General features: G+C 56.2%; 7 protein-coding genes and 2 pseudogenes. 7 read left to right on the top strand and 2 right to left on the bottom strand.

What is annotated here, in order from left to right; all coding sequences use genetic code 11:
* The 3 genes from trpS to DKT77_RS21260 all read left to right on the top strand — a co-directional run.
* The coding region (gene trpS, locus DKT77_RS19345) for a tryptophan--tRNA ligase (protein WP_109812243.1) at positions 1–1,073 on the top strand (1,073 nt) is incomplete at its 5' end.
* A 68-nt stretch (positions 1,074–1,141) separates the two neighbouring features.
* Positions 1,142–1,555 carry a 3'-5' exonuclease family protein gene (locus tag DKT77_RS20765; RefSeq protein ID WP_146205051.1) on the top strand — a complete coding sequence of 138 codons (414 nt, stop codon included), beginning with the start codon at positions 1,142–1,144 and terminating at the stop codon, positions 1,553–1,555.
* A 911-nt stretch (positions 1,556–2,466) separates the two neighbouring features.
* Complete coding sequence (locus DKT77_RS21260) at positions 2,467–2,691, top strand: hypothetical protein (protein ID WP_238548042.1); 225 nt, start codon at positions 2,467–2,469, stop codon at positions 2,689–2,691.
* Positions 2,692–2,718: 27 nt separating this feature from the next.
* Here DKT77_RS21260 and DKT77_RS21640 read toward each other — a convergent pair.
* Positions 2,719–3,200: pseudogene (locus DKT77_RS21640) on the bottom strand (ParB/Srx family N-terminal domain-containing protein); the annotation flags it as partial.
* Between the two features lie 355 nt (positions 3,201–3,555).
* On the opposite strand from DKT77_RS21640, the gene DKT77_RS21600 reads away from it, so the two are divergent.
* The 4 genes from DKT77_RS21600 to DKT77_RS19315 all read left to right on the top strand — a co-directional run bounded on the left by DKT77_RS21600 (position 3,556) and on the right by DKT77_RS19315 (position 8,457).
* Entirely contained in the window at positions 3,556–3,795 is a 240-nt protein-coding gene (locus tag DKT77_RS21600) for a helix-turn-helix domain-containing protein (RefSeq protein WP_109813286.1), read from the top strand.
* 563 nt (positions 3,796–4,358) lie between these two features.
* The gene (locus DKT77_RS19325; RefSeq protein WP_109813285.1) at positions 4,359–5,138 is read left to right on the top strand and encodes a hypothetical protein; all 780 of its coding nucleotides are present in this window, start codon (positions 4,359–4,361) and stop codon (positions 5,136–5,138) included.
* Positions 5,135–7,474, top strand: a complete 2,340-nt coding sequence (locus DKT77_RS19320; RefSeq protein WP_109813284.1) for a DDE-type integrase/transposase/recombinase — start codon at positions 5,135–5,137, stop codon at positions 7,472–7,474. Before DKT77_RS19325 ends, DKT77_RS19320 begins: the two co-directional genes overlap by 4 nt.
* Positions 7,471–8,457, top strand: coding sequence for an ATP-binding protein (locus DKT77_RS19315; protein ID WP_109813283.1), 987 nt, complete (start codon positions 7,471–7,473; stop codon positions 8,455–8,457). The genes DKT77_RS19320 and DKT77_RS19315 overlap by 4 nt, the downstream gene beginning before the upstream one ends.
* A 381-nt stretch (positions 8,458–8,838) precedes the next feature.
* Here DKT77_RS19315 and DKT77_RS21255 read toward each other — a convergent pair.
* A pseudogene (locus DKT77_RS21255) lies at positions 8,839–9,330 on the bottom strand (DUF1441 family protein); the annotation flags it as partial.

Below are 9,330 nucleotides of genomic sequence, written 5' to 3'. Positions count from 1 at the left end.
GCAAACCCGTCATTCTCACCGGGGACCGGACCACCGGCCCCCTTCATCTCGGCCACTACGCGGGCTCGCTGTCGACCCGCCTGCGCCTGCAGGACAGCCACGCGCAGTTCCTGCTGCTCGCCGACATGCAGGCGTTGACCGACAATGCCCACGATCCGGCGAAGGTCAGCCGGAACGTGCTCGAGGTCGCGCTCGATTACCTCGCCGTCGGGATCGATCCCGCGCGTACGACGATCTGCCTGCAGTCGCACCTCCCGGCGCTCGCCGAACTGACCATGCTCTACCTCAATTTCGTCACCGTCGCCCGGCTCGAGCGCAACCCGACGATCAAGGACGAGATCGAAGCGCGCGGGTTCGGTCGGAACATTCCCGCGGGCTTCCTGTGCTACCCCGCGGCTCAGGCGGCCGACATCACCGCCTTCCGGGCGACCGTTGTGCCGGTCGGCGCGGACCAGGCCCCGCTGATCGAGCAGACCAACGAGATCGTCCGCCGCATCAACGCGGCCGCAGGCCGCGCGGTGCTGCCAGAGGCGCGCGCCATAATCCCGAAGGCCGGGCGGCTGCCCGGCGTGGATGGCAAGGCCAAGATGTCGAAATCGGGCGGCAACGCGATCCGGCTGTCGGCCTCGCCGGACGAGATCCGCGCCGCGGTGCGGGCCATGTTCACCGACCCCGGCCACTTGCGCGTCGAGGATCCCGGACGCGTGGACGGAAACGTGGTGTTCACCTATCTCGACGCCTTCGATGAGAACGCCGAGGGCGTCGCGGAACTGAAGGCCCGCTACACGCGCGGCGGCCTTGGCGACGGGGCGATCAAGCGGCGCCTCGAGGATATCCTGCAGGCCCTGATCGCGCCGATCCGCGAAGAGCGCGCCCGGCTGGCGAAGGATCCCGGCCACGTACTCGGAGTGATCCGGGAAGGGACCGAGCGGGCCCTCACGAAGACGGAAGCGACGAAGCGGGAGGTGTTCAACGCGCTCGGCCTGTTCCGGCTTGATCGCCGGAAGCCTGCGGGGCGCGAAGAGGCCCTCACGGAACTGGCGCGCCTCGGACAGGAATTCGATGCCACCTGACTTGAATTGCTCCTGTGTGCCCGGATGCACCCGGGCTTCCTGTCCTGCACTCGCGGAATGGACCACACATGACGACTGCTCTCATTGAAAAGTTTGCCATCCTGGATTTCGAGGCGTCGCGCTTGTCACCAGAAGGCTGGCCGATCGAGATTGGCCTGTCGTGGCTGTCATTTGGTGACCTGCGGTCCTGGTCGTCCCTGATCAAGCCCACCCCGGACCAAGATCTGTCTGACTGGTCGGAGGAGAGTGCGGCGGTCCACAAGATCCCGTTTGCCGAATTCGACGCCGAACCTGCGGCCGCGGCGGTTTCAGAAGACTTCTGGCGTACGCTGAGAGGGCGGATCCTGGTGTCGGATGCTCCCGAATTCGAAGAACGCTGGTTTCACAAACTTCTCTACGCGGCCGGCACATGGAGATCCCGACCATCGAGGACTACGACGTCATATCCAGCAGTTTGTTCAAGATCGAAGAGCTCCAGATAGTTTACGACACACTAGATCGGCATCCTGCTCCGCATCGCGCGGGCCCCGACAGCGAGAGGATAATGCGCGCCTGGCTGAGCGCGGCGCGCTCGCATGATCGCCGGGCAGAGTAACATCTCTGCTTTGCCCCGTGGATTCCAGTTTGGATGCGACATCTCCGGGCTCATCCAGGTTTCCTTGGCGTTTCGCGGAAAACTGCGCTGGCTTCGGTGATGCGAATGCCCCCACGGCGACATCTGTTGTGCCAAGATGGGTCTGCGACGATCCACGAGGGAGGACGGTCAAACCGCCGGAGCCACCGAAGTCGCAAAAAAAGTGCGAGAAGTTTTGTGAAAAAGCGCTGAAACTTCAGCCCCCTCCATGTCCTTCCAAGACGCGATTGAAGATTGCATTCCCAGTCATGTTTACGGTCTCCTCTTCTATCACCACCGCCCAGATTGACGCCGATTGAACAGTTGTCAAGAAGTGCTGGCTCCGTCGTCCAGGGACGCTTTGCCGACTGCCCAGACTATGGCTTAAAGACCAGTCATGCACTAGTCGGAATTAGACCACCCGATAGCGGCAGGCCAGCCCCACCTCATCCGCTCTAGGCCGATCTCTTCAATACTTGCCGCTTCGGTTAGGCGCAGAAGTCCCGCAGGCAGGCCAGTGCGCTGGTCTGGCCGCTGAGTCGGGTACGGGTTTGGCAGATTGTGAAAAGCCTCATGATCGAGTCGGGAATACCGGATGCCCCGCATCGCAGCCCATGGGTCTGCGCCATGGCTTCGTGATCAAGGCTATGGTGAAGGGGATCCCGCTTCAGATGTTTCAGAAGTGGATTGCGCATGCCCAGCACAGCACGACCGCGATCCACGCCGACGCGGTCGGCAGGGAATAGCAGGGCATCGCCTTCAGGATATGGGGTAGCAACCATGCATCTGACCACGATAGAGCCAGAGGCCAATTGGTATCGCTTCTTCAGTATTGAGATCGCGCACGGTCTCTTCTGTGACTGTGGTCTCGTCCGTGAACGTGAAGCGCCTGGAGCGGATCTGGTGAGAGGAGGGGCTGGCATCGGCGACAGCGGCGGACATGAAGCCGTCGTAAAGGTCTGCACCTTGCAAACTGTTGTCCCAAGTCACGCCATTGGACTGTGATCAGGAATTGTTCCGCGGCGGGTGGTTCGAGCCGTCGAAGTCGACGAGGTATGGCGGATCAGCAGCGACCAGCACGGCCCGCTCGGTGTACATCAGGCGGCGCAAGTCATCATAGCTGGTGCTGTCGCCGCAGATCGGCCGGTGTTCACCAGGGATTGAGAGATCGCCGGTGTGCGGCCGAGAGCAGCGCTTCATCCCGGCTGCCGAGTTCCGTCAGTTTGTTGTCCGCGATGCGGTATTCCCGCCGCTGCGCCTCGATCATGTGCCCGAGCACAATCAGCGGCGCTTCGGTCAACGGTAATTGCGTCGCAGCGAGCCCGAGTCCGTCGCCCGCGATCAACTCTCCGTCTTCGCCAACAAGGCAAGGCATGGTCCAGCCGAACTCGGCTATGCTGGCGGCGATCTTCGCGAACTGGTCGGCCCCATGTAATTTCGCGATTTTTTGCGTAGGGCCGAATGCGCGACACCGGCCATGTCTCGATCGCGTCCGGGGCGAAGCTCAGCGTCATGGTGGGGAAGATTTTTCGGTCGGGTGGAGGCCGGTGGCTTCCGGACGCACGATTTGTGAAAAAAGAAATTAGGCGGGAGGGACGCAAAATTCCAAGCCGGGTTCCGTCACGAAATTCTAATGGGAAACAACTCTATTCTTCCGTGGCTTAGCGCTCGAGTGCCGCCATGCTCGGTTCGTTCGAGCCCTAGTTGACGCCAGCTAATCTACGTCATTGCCGGAGGTCCAAGGCCTATGTGAAAAACAAAAATGTCATGAAGACAGGCGGTTAGGCCGCTCTGCGGGCGCACTTTAGGTGTTGACCAAGCGAGTCTTTCGCCGCATGCCTCAAAGAAACGATTCGCAGGTTCAATCTAATGGTCGATGATCAGTCAACCGATCGAGCGCGTCACGCGCTAATAAAATATCAGCTTGCGTTGCGCGGGTTGACCTTGGCTGACATTGCCAGAAGAGCCAACGTCGGGACATCTGCAGTAAGCATAGTTTCGATTGGAAAGAGCCGCTCGGTTAGGATCGAAGCTTTGCTTGCCGAGGCACTCGGTACAAAAGCGGATGAACTATTTCCGGAGCGCTACACCAATCAACAAGGCCCATAATCAACTAACCAACTAGGGTTTTGGAAGGTTGAGGCCCCGGGACTGGAATCCCAAGGGCCTCGGAAAATCGCTGACAGCGAATGCCTCTCCATCCCAGACAAAGTGCAACAAGTCAAGCGCCATGAGCCATCGAGGCCAGCATGACGTGGATCTTTCGTTCGCAAAGCGAGTGCCCCGTCCATGGGCGCAGAAGGGATGAATTATATGGAAACCACTCAAACAGGTCATAAGACAGGCACACTGGAGGTTTCAAACCTAGTGCGGCCTTCGAGAAGAGATTCGCTGCCGATCGACACCGTATCGGTAGAGTCTTCGACGTCACCGACCGAGAACGATATGCCGAGAACCGCTCCCGTGCCGATTTTCGTCAAGTGAACGTGACCACCCAGAGGAATGGTAACCGCCTACGCTTGAAACGAGGGGGAACAGCAACATTGAAAGCGGTTTCGTCCGTTTTCCTTTGTCTGTTTCCTTAGCCTGAACCGAAGCCACAGTACGGTCGCGCTAGCAATCCCACAAAAATCAAACGACGCCTGACGCAATGGTTAGGTAATGGAGATGTTATGTCTGCAAACAAACGAAAGTACGCCGAGGCCTTGGATACCATCCAAGACCATGACAGCTGGAACTACCGGCTGCCGAAACTGGCGCGGATGAGTCAGGTAAAGCTTGAGGATATTGATGGCGTTATTCAATTTGATGGGCAACGAAACCCCAGCTCAAGAAGTGCGACATCAAACAAAATTTTCTTCACGTACAAAACGGCGGCGAATGAGTGGCTGCCGAAAGTTGGGATTGCAGAGAGTGCCGCTGAAGCTGCGGTCGGTCTCCAGCTCGTGATGTCCAAAAACGTCTTCGACGTCGAGTTTCAGCCTTTGACCATTAAGTACAACAACCATCATGGCCATCCCAAGTTGCATACCTTCGATTTGCGAGTGACGTTTAATAATGGTTACCGGAGATTACTTTTTGTTCGATATAGGCAAAGCCTTGAGCGCCCCTCAACCATTCGCCAGATCCAACAGATCATTGACGCAACATCAGGCCAAGAAGCGGACGATATTATGATCGTCAATGCCGACCAATACTCACGTCAAAGGAGGGACAACATCTTTCGAATGCACCATTTTGTGTTCCATCCGGACGCGGAAGCAGACGAAGAGCTGATGTCTGCAGGCCGCAGGTTGACCTCGCTCTACTTTATGAAGGATCTGTTTCCCCATGTCTCGGTTTCAGCACCCCGCGCTTTTGCCGCTTGCAATCGCTTGGTCGCAAAAAAGTTCTTTCGGGCAAATCTGGACAATGTCCTCTGGGAGAATTCGCATCTGGAGCTAGTAGAATGACAGTTGTACCAAAATACGCTTTTCTCCCTGGTTCTGAGGTCACGCTTTTTGACCGTCCAATGGTTGTCACAGGTCGGTCCGACGAAGGCTATCTTATGACCGGCCTCGAGGACCATGAAGTCACCGTCCTGTCGTACGACAAGTTTGTCGAGTACGTGAAACTTCCGGGAGTGAAGCTCAATTCCGCGCTCGCGAGAACGGGCGGGCGGCTGAAGCAGCGGCTCGGAGGGTACAAGAGCGTGCAAGCCCTGTCACAAGCTCAACGGTCCGAAGCAGAGGTTCGCCTCGCAATTTGTTACGCGTTGCGAGTATATCTAGCCCGCGAGAGGGAAAGAGGGAACATAAGCTTCGAGCTCTCCAATCGAAAAGTTGATAATGAAGAGGTCCGAAAGTTCATCGCAAATTATGTTACTTCCGTTACTGGGGAGAGGGTGAGGCTTCGACCTTCAAGAGGCGGCAAAAGCAAAGACCGTATCCTATATCGGGGCCGCACAATGATGGATTTTTTCCGGATCTTCGAAGATTTGGAGCCGGGCGAAAATCCCCTCGATGCGTTGGTACCACTCGATCATGAAAAAGGCAATCGAACGCGAAGGTTTCCAGATGGTTTGCTCGACCTTATGACCGAGGCATGGGAAAAGATCGGGCTGGACCTTAGGAAACGCACAGTTGCGAACGTGCGAGAGCACCTCAAAACTTCGCTAGAAGAAACAAATCGAAAGCGTTCCCGAAATGGACTGTGCCCATTTCCAGTTCCATCCGAGAAATCGCTTTGCTTCCATCGAGATCGTCTCGTGACTAGGAGCGAACTTGTTGTGGCTACCGAGGGTCAACGCCACGCGCGCAACAAGCGCGGCCGGGGCAGCACGGATGTGCGTGCGTTGATGATTGGCGAACTTTGCGGGATGGACGAGTGCAAGATGTCCCTCGTCATGTGTGCGAAAGAAGCCGGATATTGGGAAACGCTCGGGGAAGACGAGAAGCGAGCCTGCGAAACCGCGGATCAGTATGTCCGTAAACGATTGCACATTCTTGTCATGCTGGATGTGGCGAGCCGTATGCCACTAGCATGGGTGATTGCTGAAACCCCAAACACCGAGGCTACTCTCCAGCTCCTAAGGATGGCAACGCGGGACAAAACAAAAGAAAAGATTCGCCATGGTTGCAAGAGAGAGCCGGCTCGGGCGGTCGGGCTGATGAATGTTCGCAATGACAACGGCACCGGGTTGCGAAACGAAAAGGTCATCTCGACGTTACTCGGCTTAGGAAGCATTAACACGATCGGGCGAGCGTACGCATCGACCGACCGTGCGCACGAGGAAAGGTTCTTCGGTACGTTGGAAACCGGCTTCTTCAGGCTGCTCCCTGGATACACTGGTGGTCGTCCCGGTGAACTACCCGGTTACGACGCTCAGCAGAACGGTGTCGTCTGCGTTGACGTTCTTTACGGGATGCTCACTCGATACTTTGTCGATGAGTATCCTTATCAGAGACACTTCGGCGTTGGTATGGGTGGGCGGCGCCCCTACGACGTTTACAAGCAAATAAACGAAACGCGTGGCCAAATCCCGCCGACCGATCCGGATAAAAGACGTATTCAACTGGGTTGGCAAATAGATGTAACGCCGACCGACGAGGGCGTTCGTGTTTTCACAGCTATTTGGTTCAACTCGGATGCACTGCAGCGTACCCGCGAGTACGCAATGGCGGATGGGAAGGTGGCAGTATTCGTCGACCCGGATAATCTGAACGACGCGACCGTCGTGTTGCCACGAGTCAAAGAGCCGATCGCAGTTCAGTTGCAGAGCACAGTTTTCGCAGACATGTCCCTTTCGGAGGTCTTGCGTTTGATGGCAAGTATGCGACGAGAGGATCCGGCTGCTACCGAGTTCAACGAAGAGCAGCTCGCCCTTGCGCGCCGTCGCAAGTACGACGATATCGATGCCATTGGTGTAGAGCACAACCTTCCACGCAGCTACTCCACCGTTGAAGAATGCAAAAGAATGGCCAAAGCCGTTTTTTCCGGAGCACGCATTTGCTCCGCGCCGAGGCTCGTGGGAACGGCCGAACTGGAGGAAATCACGAATTCTTCAGCATCCGACGGGTGTTTCCGAATTGGTCACCCGAAGTTGATAGAAGGAATTACAGAAAAGGAAGAGGCGCCTGGGAAGGTTTCGGTATACAATGCGAGCCTGCCCGAAACGCCAGCAGTGAGAAACTCGGTCGCACAAATCGATGAATCTCGCACGAAACTCGATTCCAAGCCTGACTTGGAGCCTGGTTCGCCAAGACAGGGTGTTCTATCCCGTCCGAACAAACTAAAGGGCTTCGAATGAGCAGTTTCCTCGACCCAAAGGCTGCAAAAGCTCTAATTGAACTAAAAGCGCCGCATTTCCCTTTCGAACGCGGCAAATGCCTTAAAAGCGCCTTATCGTGGTGTTTCACCGACTACCACGCAAAGGCATCTATTGGAGATGCCTTCGAGGCGCGTGGGATTCTCGTGACCGGCCTTTCGAGGCAGGGCAAGACCAAGGAGTTGACGCGGCTGGTGTCCAAGTTCAACGAAGACGTGATTGTCATGCCTGACGGCCGTCCCGCCAAGATAATTCAGTGTGTGCTCTCGGGAAAGGTGACCTGGAAAGATCTTGGGGTAAAAATTTTGAAGGAGTTTGGATATGAACTAAAAGGTCGGAACACGCAGGCAGAAATCTGGGATAAGGTGGTTAAATATTCTGATCTACAAGGGGTTGTTGGTATACACTTCGACGAGTGTCAACATATTTTCTCGGAAACTGGCGACCGGACCAACCAGCAGTTTCTCGACAGTTTCAAGACTCTCCTGAAAGATCCCCGTCGGCCGTTGATGCTAATCCTCAGCGGAATTCCGGAGCTTGAAAGTTATATTGAACAGGAAGAACAGCTTCATCGTCTTCTTCGGCACGTCCATTTAGCGAAGATCGATATGAGCAGGTCCGAAGATCTCGATGAGATGACCCAATTGGCTTTCAGCTATGCGGATGAGGCGGGCTTGGACTTCGCTCCCTTGGCGACGCAAGATTTCCTTGAAAGGCTTGCCTTTACGTGTTCGGATCGCTGGGGGCTTGTTATCGAGATGCTTATCGAAGCCTACAAGAACGCAATGATTGCTGGCGACAAACTTTGCACCTTGGACCATTTTTCACAGGCCTATGCGGTCCTTCTTGGTGGGTCTGCTGGATACTCGCCGCTCACCGTTCGGAACTACCGAGATTGTTTCTCATCCGAGAACCTGAAGAAAATGTTGGATCGGACCGCTGGCAAAAAGATGTCTCGAAACTGACCTAGGCCAATCAAGGATAGGAATGCAGCTAGCCCGCCTCGTGCGGGTCTTTTCTTGTACTGGTCGCATATTGGTGCGCACCTTTATGCTTCCGCCGTGCACGAAATTGCCGGAGAAGTTAGTGGGTCAATATTTTTTATTCATTATATCAATAATTTAACGCAATCTTGGCGGGAGCCGAATCACTCATGTGCGCACTCATTTGCCCCGTTGGCACATATTGTTGTGTAAACGGATCATAAGTGTGCACGAAAAGCGGTTTCTTCGTGCACACCGTGTCAAGTACTTTTTGCTCAGGCTTCGAGAGTTTCTTCTAAGTTCAATTTGAGGAACGAAGTTTCTGCTTCGATACTGTGTGCTGGATGTCTTCGACAGCCTTCGTCATTCCACGTCTCGTTGTCCTGTCGCGCTCGGCGCCAACGCCGAGAATGCCTCCGTTCTGAGGTAGACCGTACCGTCTGAGCATTCTCCGTGGGTGAAGGGCGTTACCCCGAAGGCCAGAAGCCGCGTCTTTAGTGTGTTCCGATGCAGGTTTGTGGCCGCTGACAGAGACGTCAGTGTCACGAACCTGTCGTGGAATGCCGCGATGTCCGCCGGGCGAAACCGGTACCTGTTGCGGCCAGTGGACGGAGACACGACAGGCAGCGCCGGGGTGTGGCCGGCCTCGACCAGCGAGACGAGATCGCCGGTGTCGCGCAAACCGATGGACCGTCCGAAGCCTGATACGGACAACGAGCCCAGAAGATCGCTCCGTGGTGATAGCTCGTCCGGCGACGCCTCGCTGAACGCCTCGATGCGCGCTATCGGCACCACGATCGCGTGGAAACCGTGGTTTCCCGCGCGCCGACCGACCGGAAGGCCACCGTCGCGAAT

This window comes from Meridianimarinicoccus roseus (assembly GCF_003172915.1).
In the GTDB taxonomy this organism is placed as follows: Bacteria; Pseudomonadota; Alphaproteobacteria; order Rhodobacterales; family Rhodobacteraceae; genus Meridianimarinicoccus; species Meridianimarinicoccus roseus.
This window is presented reverse-complemented; position numbering and strand designations above follow the sequence as displayed.